General features: G+C 67.1%; 13 protein-coding genes. 8 read left to right on the top strand and 5 right to left on the bottom strand.

Annotated features, from left to right (window positions below; genetic code table 11):
- Positions 1-118 precede the first annotated feature (118 nt).
- Both TEP_RS05560 and TEP_RS05565 read left to right on the top strand, forming a co-directional pair.
- The gene (locus TEP_RS05560; protein WP_132824572.1) at positions 119-817 is read left to right on the top strand and encodes a hypothetical protein; all 699 of its coding nucleotides are present in this window, start codon (positions 119-121) and stop codon (positions 815-817) included.
- 48 nt (positions 818-865) lie between these two features.
- Entirely contained in the window at positions 866-2,737 is a 1,872-nt protein-coding gene (locus tag TEP_RS05565) for a peptidoglycan-binding protein (protein ID WP_132824573.1), read from the top strand.
- A 74-nt stretch (positions 2,738-2,811) separates the two neighbouring features.
- Here TEP_RS05565 and TEP_RS05570 read toward each other — a convergent pair whose 3' ends face one another.
- Positions 2,812-3,699, bottom strand: coding sequence for a LysR family transcriptional regulator (locus TEP_RS05570; RefSeq protein ID WP_132824574.1), 888 nt, complete (start codon positions 3,697-3,699; stop codon positions 2,812-2,814).
- A gap of 97 nt (positions 3,700-3,796) precedes the next feature.
- On the opposite strand from TEP_RS05570, the gene trpB reads away from it, so the two are divergent.
- The 5 genes from trpB to glmM all read left to right on the top strand — a co-directional run bounded on the left by trpB (position 3,797) and on the right by glmM (position 8,947).
- Positions 3,797-5,014, top strand: coding sequence for a tryptophan synthase subunit beta (gene trpB / locus TEP_RS05575; RefSeq protein WP_032975005.1), 1,218 nt, complete (start codon positions 3,797-3,799; stop codon positions 5,012-5,014).
- The gene (locus TEP_RS05580; protein WP_132824575.1) at positions 5,011-5,688 is read left to right on the top strand and encodes a hypothetical protein; all 678 of its coding nucleotides are present in this window, start codon (positions 5,011-5,013) and stop codon (positions 5,686-5,688) included. Before trpB ends, TEP_RS05580 begins: the two co-directional genes overlap by 4 nt.
- A 1-nt stretch (position 5,689) precedes the next feature.
- Complete coding sequence (gene trpA, locus TEP_RS05585) at positions 5,690-6,499, top strand: tryptophan synthase subunit alpha (protein WP_132824576.1); 810 nt, start codon at positions 5,690-5,692, stop codon at positions 6,497-6,499.
- A 208-nt stretch (positions 6,500-6,707) separates the two neighbouring features.
- The gene (gene accD / locus TEP_RS05590; RefSeq protein ID WP_132824577.1) at positions 6,708-7,583 is read left to right on the top strand and encodes an acetyl-CoA carboxylase, carboxyltransferase subunit beta; all 876 of its coding nucleotides are present in this window, start codon (positions 6,708-6,710) and stop codon (positions 7,581-7,583) included.
- The gene (gene glmM / locus TEP_RS05595) at positions 7,583-8,947 is read left to right on the top strand and encodes a phosphoglucosamine mutase (RefSeq protein WP_132824578.1); all 1,365 of its coding nucleotides are present in this window, start codon (positions 7,583-7,585) and stop codon (positions 8,945-8,947) included. Before accD ends, glmM begins: the two co-directional genes overlap by 1 nt.
- 72 nt (positions 8,948-9,019) lie before the next feature.
- On the opposite strand, the gene galE is transcribed toward glmM, so the two are convergent.
- The 4 genes from galE to TEP_RS05615 form a co-directional block, all read right to left on the bottom strand.
- Positions 9,020-10,027: a UDP-glucose 4-epimerase GalE gene (gene galE / locus TEP_RS05600; protein ID WP_132824579.1), complete on the bottom strand. Its 1,008-nt coding sequence runs from the start codon at positions 10,025-10,027 to the stop codon at positions 9,020-9,022.
- 70 nt (positions 10,028-10,097) lie between these two features.
- A complete protein-coding gene (locus tag TEP_RS05605; protein WP_132824580.1) occupies positions 10,098-10,955 on the bottom strand; it encodes a polysaccharide deacetylase family protein in 858 nt (285 codons plus the stop codon).
- Positions 10,948-12,087: a glycosyltransferase family 4 protein gene (locus TEP_RS05610; RefSeq protein ID WP_132824581.1), complete on the bottom strand. Its 1,140-nt coding sequence runs from the start codon at positions 12,085-12,087 to the stop codon at positions 10,948-10,950. Before TEP_RS05610 ends, TEP_RS05605 begins: the two co-directional genes overlap by 8 nt.
- Before the next feature lie 20 nt (positions 12,088-12,107).
- A complete protein-coding gene (locus TEP_RS05615) occupies positions 12,108-13,991 on the bottom strand; it encodes a sulfatase-like hydrolase/transferase (RefSeq protein WP_240790635.1) in 1,884 nt (627 codons plus the stop codon).
- A 173-nt stretch (positions 13,992-14,164) separates the two neighbouring features.
- Between TEP_RS05615 and TEP_RS05620 the strand changes: the two genes are divergently transcribed.
- On the top strand, positions 14,165-15,142 hold the full coding sequence (locus TEP_RS05620; RefSeq protein ID WP_132824582.1) for a 2-oxoglutarate and iron-dependent oxygenase domain-containing protein: 978 nt from the start codon (positions 14,165-14,167) through the stop codon (positions 15,140-15,142).
- Positions 15,143-15,593 lie beyond the last annotated feature (451 nt).

Genomic DNA, 15,593 nt, shown 5'->3' on the forward strand with positions numbered 1-15,593 from the left:
GACATCCACCGAACATTTGTTCGCACACAATGCGCCTGACCGCCTTGGCTGAGTGCCGGGTGGGCCGTGTTCAACCCTCTCGCCCCCTGTGGTGCGTCATGCCTTCAATGAGGTCGCAATGGATATGCCCCGTCTTTCTTCCCGCCGGTTCCGTGTGGCCCGCGTTGCGCTCGTTCCGGGCCTGCTGCTCGCCTTGGGAGCGTGTGCGGCGGGAGATTCATCAAATCCCGCTGCAGCGTCGCGCGCCGCCGTTCCTGCGCCTGCAGTGGCCCCGGTCTCTGCAGCTGGAGCGGCACCAGCGTCCACGCCGGCAGCGGCCAACAACGGGCTGGCCGCGCTGATCCGCGCCAGCGGGGTGACGTGCAGCAATGCCAGTGCCGGTACCGGCTGCACAGCAGGCGATGTCGACAGCGGTGACTTTTACGATGTCGAACTGTCGCCGGACTGCGGCGACCAGGGATTCTTCGCCGGCGTGGCCGAGGCCAAGGGCGTGGAGACGCTGGATGCGGTACCGAGCAGCGGCAGCAGGGCCACCGCCACCGCGAAGCTGTCGAAGGGGCAGCTGGTGTGCGTGCAAGGCATCGGCCGCACCGGACAGAATCCGCTGTTCTATTACGTTGTCGCCATTCCGGCCAACACGGTCGGCAAGTGCAAGGACAATGCATTGTGTGACACCTATGGTGACAGGCCGATCAACAATCGGGTCGCCACGGGAGGCGAGGCCTGCCATGCGGCAGCCCCAGGACACTACGCCGGGAACTGCGCACAGGGCTGGGTCAGTGCGGATGTGCTGGACGTGTTTTCCAACGGAATGTAATCGCCGCCGGGGGAGCGGTCCAATCAACCACTGGCAAAGGAACAGCGCATGTCGGATCCAAACATCACTCGGGTAGTCAGCAGCGTCGGTACGACGCGCACGCTGGAAATGGACGATGGCAGTGTCATCGAACGGTCAGGCGGCAGCGTCTCGTGGCGCAACAACAACCCTGGCAATCTCAAGTTCGAGTTCGCCGGCAGCGCGGACAAGACGGTAACCAACCCCCGTACCCGCGAGCAGGCGCTCGAGGCGGCGCAGGGACGTTACCAAGGCGTGGTCGGTCTGGACCAATGGGGCAACGCGGTCTTCGAAAGCTATGAAGCCGGGCGGGTGGCGAAGATCCAGCTGCTCGAGCGCCGTTTTGGTGACAAGACCGTCGAGGAAATGCTGCCGAGTTACTCCAAGAAGGACTACAGCGGCACGACCCACCACAAAGAGCAGGCCGCCACCATCTATGCGGAGGGTGACCGCAACGGCGTTGATCTGCGCTCGAAGACGGTCGGGGAAATGAGCGTGCGCGAGCGCGAGGTGCTGGCCGACGGTATACGGCGTTTCGAGGGCTGGCAGCCGGGCGATGTCGCTACCGTCCAGCAGCCGACGCGCACATCGGCTGCCGCGCCGGTGCAGACCCAGACCCCGACTCCAGCAACAACGCCTGCTACGACCGCACCCGCTGCAACCCAGACCGTGGCTGCGGCCGGTAGTGCCGCCGTCTACAACGAGGCCCACCAGCACTTCATGGGCTCCGGCCGCCAGTACGAGTATGGCCGGCCGGACCATCCACGGCCGGGTCGAGACAGCAGCCGGCTGGAGCGCGACCTGGACGGGGACGGGCGGCTCGGTGTGGATTGCTCTGCATTCGTCTGGCGCGGCCTGAAGAACGCGGGCTACGACGTGCGTGGCGAAAACGCCGCGGGCTTCACGACCTCGACCCTGTTCAACGGCGCAAATACAACCGCGTACGCGCGCGAGCATTTCGATGTGACCTCGGCGGCGGATGCGCGCAAGCCCAATGGCTCGCTGAAGCAGGGTGACATCCTGATGTTCTCCTCTTCGCAGGGTCAGCATGTCGGCATTTTCAAAGGCTACGACGCGCAGGGAAACATCCAGTTCATCGGTTCCCAGGGCAGTACCGGGCCGGCTGAAGTCACCATTCGCCCAGGTGGTTACTGGGACGGTGGTGGTACGCGCATCGTCGGTGCACTGACGCCCAAGCCGGAGTTCCAGGTCCGTGCGCCGCTGCACGGCAATGGCGAGCCGGCGCTTTCTCGCCCCGCCGCACCGGCGGGGGCATCGGCAGCGCAATCGGCGCCATCGCACGCAGCATCGGCCGAGGTGATCCGGCACGGCCAGCGCGGCAGTGATGTGCAATCCCTGCAGCAGACCCTCAATCAGCTTGGCGTGCGCGACGCGCACGGCAACCGGCTGGCCGAGGACGGTCGCTTCGGTGACCACACCCGCGAGGCGGTGCTCGCCTTCCAGAAGCAGCAGGGTCTGGTGCCCGATGGCATCGCCGGCCGCAACACCCACGCTGCGCTGGCCACAGGCCGTTTGCAGGGCCAGGAGCCGGCGGCTGCCGCGCCGAAGGGACCATCGCTGAACGATGCTTCGCATCCGGACAATGCCCTGCACAACGCAGTGCGCAGCAAGCTGCCAAGCGTGTTCTCCGAAGAAGCCGCGGCCAACATCACCCTGCATGCAAAAGAGAACGGCATCGACGCCGCCGACAAGCTGCAGAGCATCACGGTGCAGGATGGCAAGGCGTTCGTGATGGGAACCACGCCGGGATTCCGCGCCGCCGTTGACCTTGCCCAGGCGCCACCATCGCTGGAGCACACCAGCGCGAAGCTGCTGTCCGATCCTTCGCAGCACCAGCAGGTGCAGGAAGAGCAGCAGCGGGTCGCGATGGGCGGCCGCTGAGGCCTGCGCAGTGCTGGCACCGGGCGGATCAATCCGCCCGCGTTGCCGGCCATTGCGCACCCGCCGCGGGGGCCTCATCGCAGTTGGGCAGTCACCCAGTCCGCCAGCACGTCCACGCGCGCATCGACAGGGCCGTCCGGCCGCGCCAGCACCCAGAACCCGCCGGTCGCAGCAAATCCCCACGGTGCCACCAGCCGCCCGGCCGCCAGATCCTCGGCCACCAGTGGCTCCGGCGCGATCGCCGGGCCCAGCCCCGCTACCGCTGCTTCCAGCAGGTAGTACAGGTGTTCGAAGCCGGTGCCGAGCTGCAGCTGGGCTGGGTCCAGCCCGTGCGACTGCGCCCATGCAGGCCACGCCTGCGGGCGCGAACGGGTGTGCAGCAGCGTTTCCCGCAGCAAGGCCGACGGGGGGACATGGCGCAACCGCTGCGCCGCCGGGTGCGAGGGCGCCACCACCACACCCACCCGTTCCGGTGCCAGCTCGCGCACCTGCCAGCCGCGCGGCCATGGTCCCTGTGCCAGCAGCAGCACCGCATCCAGCGTGGCCTGCGCCTCGGTGAAACTGCCATCCAGGGCCGACCACTGCAGGCGCACGCCGGGCAGGGCAGCCTGCAGTGCCGGCAGCCGCGGAATCATCCAGCGCGCCAGCACGCTGCCGCTGCAGCCCAGCACCAGGGCCGGCTCCGCGCTTGGCCGCCGCAGTTCGCGCACGCAGTCTTCAATGCCGCCGAACGCCTCGCTGCAGGCCTGTTGAAGGCGGGTGCCGGCGGCGGTCAGGCGCAGTCCGCGACCGGCGCGCTGGAACAGGGCCAGGCCCAGATGGTCTTCCAGCAGCTTCAGCTGCCGGCTGATCGCGCCATGGGTCACATGCAGCGCCTGGGCAGCGCGGCCAACGCCACCCAGACGTGCGGTGGCCTCGAACGCTCGCAGGGCATTCAGGGGCGGCAGCAGTGACGCGCTCATGTGAGATTTCCTGACGGGATAGGCCAGATAATATCCATTTTTCCGGACACAATCCGTGCGCTAGAGTATCCACCTGTCTGAACGACCGGTCGTCTCCATGCCTGACTCCCCCATCGCCGATTTCCATGCCTTCCCTGACGCCCAGGGCCACTTCGGCCGTTACGGTGGCAGCTTCGTCGCCGAAACCCTGGTCGGCCCGCTGCAGGAACTGGCCCAGGCCTATGACCAGGCCCGCCAGGATCCGGCGTTCCAGCTGGCCTATGACCGCGACCTGGCCCATTACGTAGGCCGGCCGAGCCCGATCTACCATGCTGAACGCCTGAGCGACCACGTCGGTGGCGCGCAGATCCTGCTCAAGCGCGAGGACCTGAACCACACCGGCGCGCACAAGATCAACAACACCATCGGCCAGGCGCTGCTGGCGGCGCGGATGGGCAAGAAGCGCATCATCGCCGAGACCGGCGCCGGCCAGCATGGCGTGGCCAGTGCCACCGTCGCGGCGCGGCTGGGCCTGGAGTGCGTGGTGTACATGGGCGCCACCGACATCGAGCGGCAGAAGATCAACGTCTACCGCATGAAACTGCTCGGGGCGACGGTGGTGCCGGTGACCTCCGGCTCGGCCACCCTGAAGGACGCCCTCAACGAAGCGATGCGCGACTGGGTCACCAACGTGCAGGACACCTTCTACATCATCGGCACGGTGGCCGGCCCGGATCCGTACCCGCGCATGGTGCGCGATTTCAACGCGATCGTCGGCCGCGAGGCGCGCGAGCAGATGCTGGCCGAGTACGGTCGCCTGCCTGATGCGATCACCGCCTGCGTCGGCGGCGGCAGCAATGCGATCGGCCTGTTCCATGCCTTCCTCAACGACCGCCAGGTCGAGATCGTCGGCGCTGAAGCGGCCGGTGATGGCATCCACACCGGCCGCCACGCCGCCTCCATCGCCGCCGGCCGCCCGGGCGTGCTGCACGGCAACCGCACCTATGTGCTGTGCGACGACGATGGCCAGATCATCGAGACCCATTCGGTGTCGGCCGGCCTGGATTACCCGGGTGTCGGCCCCGAGCATGCGTTCCTGGCCGACAGCGGCCGTGCGCGCTACGTCGGCATCACCGACGAAGAGGCGCTGCAGGCCTTCCATCTGCTGGCCCACACCGAAGGCATCCTGCCGGCACTGGAGTCCAGCCACGCGCTTGCGCAGGCGATGAAGCTCGCGCGCGGGCGTCCGCGCGACCAGATCGTGCTGTGCAATCTGTCAGGACGTGGCGACAAGGACGTGCATACCATCGCGGCGCGCGAAGGGCTGGTGCTGTGAGCGCACTGATGCGCAGTACGGGCGTGCTGCTGGTGCTGGGCCTGGCCGCGTGCCAACCGCCGGAGCCGCCGGTACTGGCGCCGGCGCCCAAGGCCGCTGCGCAGCCGGCGCAGCCGATGGCGGCCAACGATGACGTCGACCCGATTGCGAGCACGCCCATCGATGATCCACCGGCCTCGGCCGCGGTCTCCAGCGATGACGCGCCCGCCGTGGCGTCGGTGGCGCTGGATCATGCCGGCGAGGTGCTGATCGGCCAGCACATGAGCGACCTGAAGGCCTTCGGGCCGTGGACGGCAATGGGCGCGGTCGAAGCCATCGGCGGCAGCTGCGAGTACTACGACGGCAAGGGGCTGCCGCCCGGCGTGTCGATGATGACCGACGAAGACCGCGTGGTCCGTTTCGATCTCGGCCCGGGCGAGGACGCCAAGGCGCCGGTTGACCAGCCGGGTCCATTCGGCCTGCGCATCGGCATGACGCGGGCGCAGGCGGTGGCGCAGTTCCCCGGCGCGCCGGTCTCCAGCCCGCATGCCTACGATGGCGATCAGGGCGAGTACCTGACCTGGCAGGACCCGGGCTCGGACCTTGGCATCCGCCTGGAAGTGTTTGAAGGGAAGGTCATCCTGATGTACTGGGGGACCAGCGAAGCGATTGAACTGATTGAAGGATGTGCCTGAGATGCCCGTTTCCCGACTCGATGACTGTTTCCAGCGCCTGCGCCAGCAGCAGCGCAAGGCCCTGATCCCCTTCATCACCGCCGGTGATCCTTCGCTGGACGCCACCGTGCCGGTCATGCACGCGCTGGTCCAGGCCGGTGCCGATGTGATCGAACTGGGCGTGCCGTTCTCCGATCCGATGGCCGACGGCCCGACCATCCAGCGCAGCTCCGAGCGAGCGCTGGCGCGCGGTGCCGGCAACCGTTACGTGCTGCAGGCGGTGGCGCAGTTCCGGCAACAGGACGCGCAGACGCCAGTGGTGCTGATGGGCTATCTCAACCCGGTCGAAATCCACGGTTACGTGGCGTTCGCCGAAGCGGCGGTGGCCGCTGGCGTGGACGGCGTGCTGCTGGTCGACCTGCCGCCGGAAGAGGCCGGCGAAGCCCAGCAGGCCTTCGACGCTGCAGGCCTTGCGCTGGTTCTGCTGGCATCGCCGACCACCAGCGAGGCGCGCGCCGACAAGCTGCTGGCGCTGGCCCGTGGCTATCTGTACTACGTCAGCTTTGCCGGGGTCACCGGTGCCTCGGAACGACTGGACAGCGACGCGGCCAGCGCACGCCTTCAGGCGCTGCGGGCCAGGGCCAGCGTGCCGGTGGTGGCCGGTTTCGGCATCAAGGACGCCGCCAGTGCGGCGGCCATGGCCCGCCAAGCCGATGGCGTGGTGGTCGGCAGCGCACTGGTGGCAGTGCTGGCCGAAGCAGGCTCGGCTGAAGAAGCCGCACAGCGCGCGGGCGCCTTCCTCGCGCCTCTACGGCAGGCGCTGGATCAGTAACGGTAGCGCCGGACCATGCCCGGCGGTGGGGCGCGCAGGAAGATCCGCCGGGCATGGCCCGGCGCTACCCAGCACCTAAACGTACGTCCCAGCATGGTTTTTTCCAGCGGGCCCAAGGCCGGGCAGGGGGTGCACGGGCAGGGAAAGCGGAGCTAGACTGTCCGCCTTTGCGGCCCCCGGGCCGCCCTGAACGGAAGTGTCCTCCCGCATGAGTTGGCTCAGCAAGTTGATGCCGTCTGGCATCCGCACCGACAACACCCCCAGCAAGAAGCGCAGCGTCCCCGAGGGCCTGTGGGAAAAGTGCAGCAACTGCGGCAGTGCGTTGTACCGTCCGGAGCTGGAAGAGAATCTGGAGGTCTGCCCGAAGTGCGGCCACCATATGGCCATCCGCGCGCGCGCCCGTCTGGCTGCGCTGTTCGACGCCGACAGCACCACCGAGATCGCTGCCCGCCTGGGGCCGACCGACCTGCTGAAGTTCAAGGACCAGAAGAAGTACAGCGAGCGCATCAAGATCGCGCAGAAGAACACCGGTGAGTACGACGCGCTGATCGCCATGCGCGGCCTGCTCAAGGGCCGTCCGCTGGTGGCCTCGTCCTTCGACTTCGCCTTCATGGGGGGCTCGATGGGCTCGGTGGTCGGCGAGCGCTTCGCCCTTGCTGCCGAGACTGCCGCCGAGATCGGCGCACCCTATGTGTGCTTCTCCGCCAGTGGCGGCGCGCGCATGCAGGAGGGCCTGTTCTCGCTGATGCAGATGGCCAAGACCTCGGCCGCGCTGGGCAAACTGCGTGAAGCCGGGCAGCCGTACATTTCGGTGCTGACCCACCCGACCACCGGCGGTGTGTCGGCATCGTTCGCGATGCTGGGTGACATCAACATCGCCGAACCGCATGCACTGATCGGCTTCGCCGGCCCGCGCGTGATCGAGCAGACCGTGCGCGAGAAGCTGCCGGAAGGGTTCCAGCGTTCGGAGTTCCTGCTCGAGCACGGCGCCATCGACCAGATCTGTGACCGTCGTGAACTGCGCGACCGCCTGGCCGACCTGCTGGCGATGCTGCGGCGCGAGCCGGCACCGGAGGAGGTTTGATGGGGGGCCGCAAGTACTTCGGTACCGACGGCATCCGCGGTCGGGTCGGTCAAGGGCCGATCTCGGCTGATTTCGTGCTGCGCCTGGGCAACGCCCTGGGCCGTGTGCTGGTTGCCCAGCGTGGCCAGGAGGGGCGCCGCCCGATCGTGGTGATCGGCAAGGACACGCGGATCTCCGGTTACATGTTCGAAGCCGCGCTGGAAGCGGGGCTGGTCGCTGCCGGCGCTGACGTGCAGCTGCTCGGCCCGATGCCGACCCCGGCCGTTGCCTTCCTGACCCGTACCCTGGGCGTGGATGCGGGCATCGTCATCAGTGCGTCGCACAATCCGCATTACGACAACGGCATCAAGTTCTTCTCCGCCCAGGGCGAGAAGCTCGACGATGCCACCGAGCTGGCGCTGGAAGCCGCATTGGACGTGCCGTTCACCACGGCCGTTTCGGAAAAGCTCGGCAAGGCCTCGCGTGCACGCGAGGCCGTCGGCCGCTACATCGAGTTCTGCAAGTCCAGCGTGCCGCGCGCGTTCGATCTGCGCGGTGTACGCCTGGTGCTCGACTGCGCGCATGGCGCCACCTACCAGATCGCGCCGCTGCTGTTCCGCGAACTGGGGGCGGAGGTCATCGGCATCGGTGCCGAACCCAATGGCGTCAACATCAACGACGGCGTCGGGTCGACCCACATCGACAACCTCGCTGCAAAGGTCCGTGAGACCCGCGCCGACCTGGGAATCGCCTTCGATGGTGATGGTGACCGGGTATTGATGGCTGATGACCGCGGCAACCCGGTCGATGGCGATGACCTGGTGTACATCCTGGCGCGCGCATGGCAGGCCGACGGTCGCCTGCGCGGTCCGGTGGTCGGCACCCTGATGAGCAATTTCGGCCTGGAAAAAGCCCTGGCCGAACTGCAGATTCCGTTCCAACGCAGCAACGTCGGCGACCGCTACGTGCATCAGGCACTGGTGGAGGGAGGCGGCGTACTCGGTGGCGAAGCGTCCGGCCATCTGCTGTGCCTGGACCGGGCCACCACCGGCGACGGCATCGTCAGTGCCCTGCAGGTACTGGTGGCGCTGAAGCAGCAGGGAAAGAGCCTGCGCGAAGCGCTGCAGCCGTTGTCCAAGGTGCCGCAGAAGACGGTCAACGTGCGCCTTGGCGATGTCTCGGCCAAGGCCACCGTGCAGGCCGAGAGCGTGCAGGCTGCGCTGATCGAAGCGCAGGAGGCGGTATCCGGTCGCGGGCGTGCCTTCCTGCGTCCTTCCGGCACCGAACCGGTGGTGCGGGTCACGGTCGAGGCCGATGACGCGACGCTGATGCAGGACACCTTGGACCGGCTTTCGGCGGCGGTTAGGACGGCGGCCGCGGCTTGAGCCCTGCTGCTGGATCGAACCAACACCATGGCCGCCTGTGCGGCCATGGTGCTGTCTGGTGCAAGCAAGGCATCAGGCCCTGCCCGTCATCTCCGTCTGCCATTTCCAGGTGTCGCGGCACATGTCCGCCAGGCCATGGCGCGCGGTCCAGCCCAGCTCGCGCAGGGCCAGGGACGGATCGGCAAAACTCACTGCGATGTCGCCGGTACGGCGACCGGTGATGCGGAACGGAATCGGCCGGCCGACGGTCTGCTCGAAGGCCTTGATCAGTTCCAGCACGCTGTGGCCCTGGCCGGTGCCCAGGTTCAAGGTGATGCTGCGGCGCTTGTCGCGCAGGTACTGCAGCGCCAGCACATGGGCCCGCGCCACGTCCTGCACATGGATGTAGTCGCGTACGCCGGTACCGTCGCAGGTCGGGTAGTCATCGCCGAATACCTGCACTTCGGGCAGCAGGCCGGCGGCCACCTGGGCGATGTAGGGCATCAGGTTGCTGGGCGTTCCGTGCGGCAGCTCGCCGATCAGGGCGCTTGAATGCGCTCCCACCGGGTTGAAGTAGCGCAGCGTTGCCACGTGCAGCGCCGTGTCGGCGCCGACCAGGTCGGACAGCAGCTGCTCTACCACCAGCTTCGAACGGCCATAGGGCGTCATCGCGCAGGTCGGGGCCGTTTCTGCCACTGGGCAATGGTCCTGGTCGCCGTACACGGTTGCCGACGAGCTGAACACGAACGTGCCCACGCCGGCATCGCGCATGGCGCCGAGCAGGGCGAGGGTGCCGTTGATGTTGTTGTCGAAGTAGTCCAGCGGCATCTGCCGCGATTCGCCCACCGACTTCAGCGCGGCAAAATGCAGTACCGCATCGATCGAATGCTCGCGCAGCACCGTGGTGATCCGCGCACGGTCGCGCACGTCGGCCTGTACGAACAGCGGCGCGAAGCCGGTGATGTCGCCGATCCGGCCGATTACCCCGGCGTTGCTGTTGCACAGCGAATCGACGATGACCACCACATGGCCCTGCTGCTGCAGCTCCACACAGGTGTGGGAGCCGATGAATCCAGCGCCGCCGGTAACCAGAACGTTCATTTCCTGTAGTCCTTCCACTCTGCTGGAGCTTCCTTGCCGAAGCGGTGTCAGCCCAGGGCTGACGGCGCCATTACGGGCCCGGCACCATCTTCTTCTGCCGTGCCTTGAAGCCGTTGAACAGCGGTGCGATCAGCGGGTTGTAGCTCCACGCGATGCGCTTGCGCAGCCAGCTTGCCGGCCGGTTGCGGATGGCGAAGCGGTAGATGCGCTCGGGATCGCCGCCGACCACGTTGCGTCCGAACGGATGGGTGGTATGCAGGTAACGGAACCCCTGCTCACGCGCCACTTCGATGTAGTCCTGGTCGAAATCGCCGTACGGCCAGCACAGGGTGTCGGACACTTCGCCCAGCTTCTCCAGCAGCACTTCCTTTGCCATCGACAGGTCGCCACTGATGCCGGCGCGACGCTGCGCCCGATCCAGATCCTGGCGGCGCAGCCAGCGCGTATGGGTGTGGGTGTGGCAGTGGATCTCGAAGGTGCCCGCCTCGATGGCTGCACGTGCTTCGCTCCAACGCATCATCACCTCGTCACTGCGGCCCTGCTTGTAGATCAGGTCTTCGCAGGCGCGATGCTCGGGCGTTTCCGGCAGCGCGGCGCCGGCGATGCCGGCATGCGGGCGTACCGGGCCCTCGTGCATCCAGCCGGTCACCACGAACACCACCGCGTGCATGCCGTACTTCTGCAGGATCGGATGGGCGTAGACCCAGTTGTCCAGATAGCCATCATCGAAGGTGATCACGATCGACTTGCGCGGCACCGGTTTGCCGGCCAGGAAGCCGGCGTACTGGTCCAGCGTCAACGAGGTCCAGCCGGTGCGCGCCAGCCAGGCGATCTGGCTCTCGAAATTCTCCGGCGACACCGTGATCATGCCGGGCGAGTTGCTGACGTGATGATGCATCAGCACCGGTACGGTTCTGGCATTAGCCATGACCCAGCTCCTTCATCCATTGGTGGTAATAGTGTTCGGTCGCTTCAGCGTGGCCCTCGGGGCTGAAACGCGTGGCACTGCGGATCCAGTCCCAGCCGGAACGTCCCATCTGCCGGCGGCGCTCGGGATCATCCACCAGCAGCCGCAGCGCGCCGGTGAGGGCGGCATTGTCGCCAAGCCGGGTGAGGATGGCATTGCTGCCTTCCACCAGCATTTCAGGCACGCCGCCGACCCGATGCGACACGATCGGCAGGCCCGCCTGTGCCGCTTCCAGGAAGACCGTGCCCGACGCTTCCTTGTGGGTGGCCAGGGCGAAGATGTCGAAGCCGGGCATCAGCTGGCAGGCATCGCTGCGGAAGCCCAGCAGATGGACCTGGCGCTGCAGATCGTGTTCGGCGCAGGTGGCCTGCAGGCGCTGCATCACGGCCTGGCCATCGCCGACCACCACCAGATGCAGGTGCGGGTTGGCTTTGCACAGCGGCACCATGGCCTGCAGCAGTTCGGCGTGGCCCTTGGGTTCGCGCAGCACTGCCACGCAGCCTACGACGATGTCCTGTTCCTCGAATCCGAGCTCGGCGCGCACGCGTACGCGCGCCTCCTGCAACGCCTGCCAGGAGGGCTCATGCGTGGCGTCGGTTGGCGCAACCGCCATCGGCGGCACGATGCCGATGTGCTCGGCGGGAACGCCACGGTCGGCCAGCAGTTGTTTGACGAAGTTGCTTACCGTGATGACCCGGTGGGGCAGGCCGGTATAGGTCAGCAATGAATTCACCGGGCTCATCAGGTGGCGTGAGCGCACCACCAGCGGCGTACCGCCCAGTCGTGCACCCGCCGCGGCGATCAACGCATCGCGGCGGCTGGTGGTGTTGACCACGTCGTAGCGCTCGCGGCGGACCAGCCGTGACACCGACCAGATGCCGCGCAGCAGCCGGGCCATGCCGCCCATGCGCAGCGTATGCACGGTGAAGCCATCGTCGCGCGCGCGCGTGGCCAGGCGCGCATCCGGCTGGCACAGCAGGGCGACATGATGGCCGCGCGCGCGCATCACCTGCATGTGGCGGAAAATGTAGATCTCCTGCCCACCCATGCCTTTGGCGGCTTCGGTATGCAGGATGCGCAGCGGACGGTTCATGCGTGGATCGGTCCTTGGATTCAGCGGTTGCGGAAGCGGGTCAGCGCTTCCCATGCCGCGCGGATGCTGGCGGCGTCGGGGGTCTGTTGCGGCAACGGGCGGTAGGCCGCATCAAGCGCGGTGGCGTTGCCGAATTTGTCGAACACGTAGATCGCCTCGCCATTGCGTACTGCGCGCTGCGACCAGCTTTCCACCACCAGCGCACGCTTGCCGGTCGGTGCCGCCAGCAGGTCGTGGCCGGTGCTGTAGTCGGTCAAGGCGTTCTCGCAGCCCAGGCCGTGGCGCATCAGCGTCGGCACCCAGTCTTCATGCGAGCTGACGCGTGCGTCGCGGCCGCCTCCCTGGCCGGGCCAATGCAGCACGAAGGGCACCTGCAGCTGGTAGTTGGAGAAATTGCCGTTGTGGCCCCAGTAGTTGAGTTTGAGGTCGTTGAATTCCTCGGCGTGGTCACCGGTCACCAGCACGATCGTGTCCTGGTCCAGTCCCTGGGCACGCAGGTCATCCAGCAGCGAACCAATCAGGCTGTCGGCGTAATGCACCGCGGTGTGATAACGGTTCAATTCCGGCGTTGGATCGTGCTCGGGGCCGAACTTGAGGAAATCGATGGCATCGGCCATCGGCGTGGCGAGCGGCGGATAGCCGGCCGGCATGTGGTAGGGCGCGTGGGTGGAATCGAGGAACACGAACCCGAACCACGGGCGCTGCGCAGCCTGGCTGGCGCGGATGTCCTTCCGCAGTCCAGCGACGATGGCGGCATCACGGCCGTCGGAGGTCAGTTCGGACGGCCCCTGGTGCAACTGGTCGCGGACATCGGCGAACGCGGTGCGATCGAACTCCGGGCTGTACAGCGGCGCGCTGCCATACAGATGCAGGTCATAGCCCTGCTGTCCCAGCACCTTGAACAACTGCGAGCCGCGCTGCTCGTCGAGCATGCTCGGCCAGTAGCCACCCGGCAGGCCGTACAGCAGCCCGAACAGGCCATAACGGGTGGCGTTGCCGGTGCTGAAATGGTGCTCGTACACCAGCGAGGACCGGGCCAGCGCCGAGGCGTTGGGCATGAACTGCGGGGTGAGCACGTCATGGCGCAACGACTCCAGTACCACCATCAGCACGTTCGGCCGCTGGTGGCTCTGGCAGCGCAGAGGCTGCAACGGATAGTTGAGCTGGGCATGGCGTGGATCGGGCAGGCCGGCCGGGTGCTGGCTGACCACGCCTAAGCGACGCATCGTGCTCTTGGCAGTGATCGGCTGCGCCCATGGCAGGTAGTTCCATTGGCTGATCACTGCGCGCTCGCCGAGCGCGTCGTAGTAGGCAGTGGCGACCTGGCCGCCGCCCATCAGCAGGGCAACCACCGCCCAGGCCTGCAGTACCCGCCGCCGCGGCGGCGCTGCGGGCAGCAGCTTCCAGCACGCCCACGCCAGCAGGCCCTGCGCGGCGAAGATCGCCGACACCAGAGCCGCCACCTGCAGCCAGGTCTTCCAGGACAGGCTGACCTGATCCTGCAGGGCGCCGCCGAACACCATGTTGGCGACCATCGCGTTGAGATGGAAGCGATACAGCGCGAAGACCTTGGCATCCACCAGCAGCAGGCAAAGCCACAGGCCCTGGCAGATCACCGCCGAGACGCTCAACGCGCGCGCGCTGCGCGGCCACAGGCCGATGGCCAGCGGCAGCAGGCCGGCCAGGGCACCGAACGCGAGCAGGTGGCCGGGCAGGGCGAACGCCAGGTACGCCAGGCCGAGTGTGCCGCCCGGATTGTCGCGCAGCGGCACGTTGCCCAGCGCGATGAGCGCGGCAAGCACGGCATTGGCCGCGATGAACAGCGACCACCACGCCAGCCTGCGCCAGCGTCGGGCGGGCCCGGGAAGAGCGGCGGCGGTGGCGTCGGGCAGGGCGGCGTCCATGGAGGGGCAGGGCGGCGTCCATGGAGGGGGCGGGTTCAAGTGGGCAGCAAGGGCGTTTCCCGGCGTGACGAAGTCGTTAAACCGCGCGGGTGGCGCATTGTATCGGTTTGTTTCAGTGTGTCGGTGGCGTGCCCCGATCTATCTGTCACAATGTTCAGATCGGTCGCCATGACATGGCGGGCCCGTACCGACTCAACGACAAGCCAGGAACCGCTGTGAGCCAGATCCCCACCCTCGACATCACCCGTTTCGACAGTGACCGCGACGCCTTCGTGGCCGAGCTGGGGGCGGCGTACCGCCAATGGGGATTCGCGGGCATCCGCAACCACGGCATCCCGCAGGCCGACATCGACGCGGCCTACGACGTCTTCAAGGCCTTCTTCGCACTGCCGGATGAGACCAAGCGCAAGTACCACGTGCCAGGCAGCGGCGGCGCCCGCGGCTATACCCCGTTCGGGGTGGAGACCGCCAAGGGCTCCAAGCACTTCGACCTGAAGGAGTTCTGGCACATCGGTCGCGAGATCGCCGACGACTCCAAGTACCGGGACGTGATGGCGCCGAACCTGTGGCCCTCCGAGGTCGAGGGATTCCGCGAGCGTGGTTACGGCCTGTACCAGGCGTTGGACAACCTCGGTTCGCGCGTGCTTTCGGCCCTGGCCCTGCACATCGGCCTGCCGGAGCACTTCTTCGCCGACAAGACCAATTTCGGCAATTCGATCCTGCGCCCGATCCATTACCCACCGATCACCACCGACGACATCCCCAACGTGCGCGCCGGTGCCCATGGCGACATCAACTTCATCACGCTGCTGGTCGGTGCCAGCGCGGCGGGCCTGGAAGTGCAGTCGCATGATGGCCAGTGGGTGCCGTTCACCTCGGACGCGGACACCATCGTGGTCAACATCGGCGACATGCTGCAGCGCCTGACCAACCATGTGTATCCGTCGACCATCCACCGCGTGGTCAATCCCCCGGGCGAGTTGGCCCGCCAGCCGCGCTACTCGGTGCCGTTCTTCCTGCACCCGAACCCGGATTTCCTGATTGACGTGCTGCCCTCGTGCATCACCGAGGAGAACCCAAGCCGGTACCCGGAACCGATCACCGCGCACGGCTTCCTCGAAGAGCGCCTGCGCGAGATCAAGCTGAAGTAACAAGAAGGCCGCCGAAAGGCGGCCTTCTTGTTACGGGCAGCGCCGGGCCATGCCCGGCGAGCGCAGCGGAGGGGTTTCGGCAGGGTTGCACCCTGCCCCCGACAATTTCCCGCGGCTGTTGGTAGGTGTCGACCTTGGTCGACACGATCTATCCATTTATCCACGCCATGCGTGGATGAGATCTGTCAGGTCTCGAGGCAGGAAAGAGTTGAAGCTCTGCTTTCGCTTTTGGGGGGGCAGATCCCGGCGGCCGCCCGGGATGCTGCCTTTGCCTTTGCTCTTCTTTTTTCTTTCCGTGGCGGGCGGAACCGCCGGAATGTGTCAGGGGCCGGCCGGGTGGGCTGCGCAGGGGCGCCCGGCGCCATGGATGGCGCCTACGAGCTTACAGGGGTGAGGGCGCTTTGCTTGCGAAGCACTGCTTCGCAAGCGCCCGAACGCACAGCCGCCAGCG

It is taken from the genome of Stenotrophomonas sp. TEPEL (assembly GCF_004348785.1).
Lineage (GTDB): Bacteria > Pseudomonadota > Gammaproteobacteria > Xanthomonadales > Xanthomonadaceae > Stenotrophomonas > Stenotrophomonas indicatrix.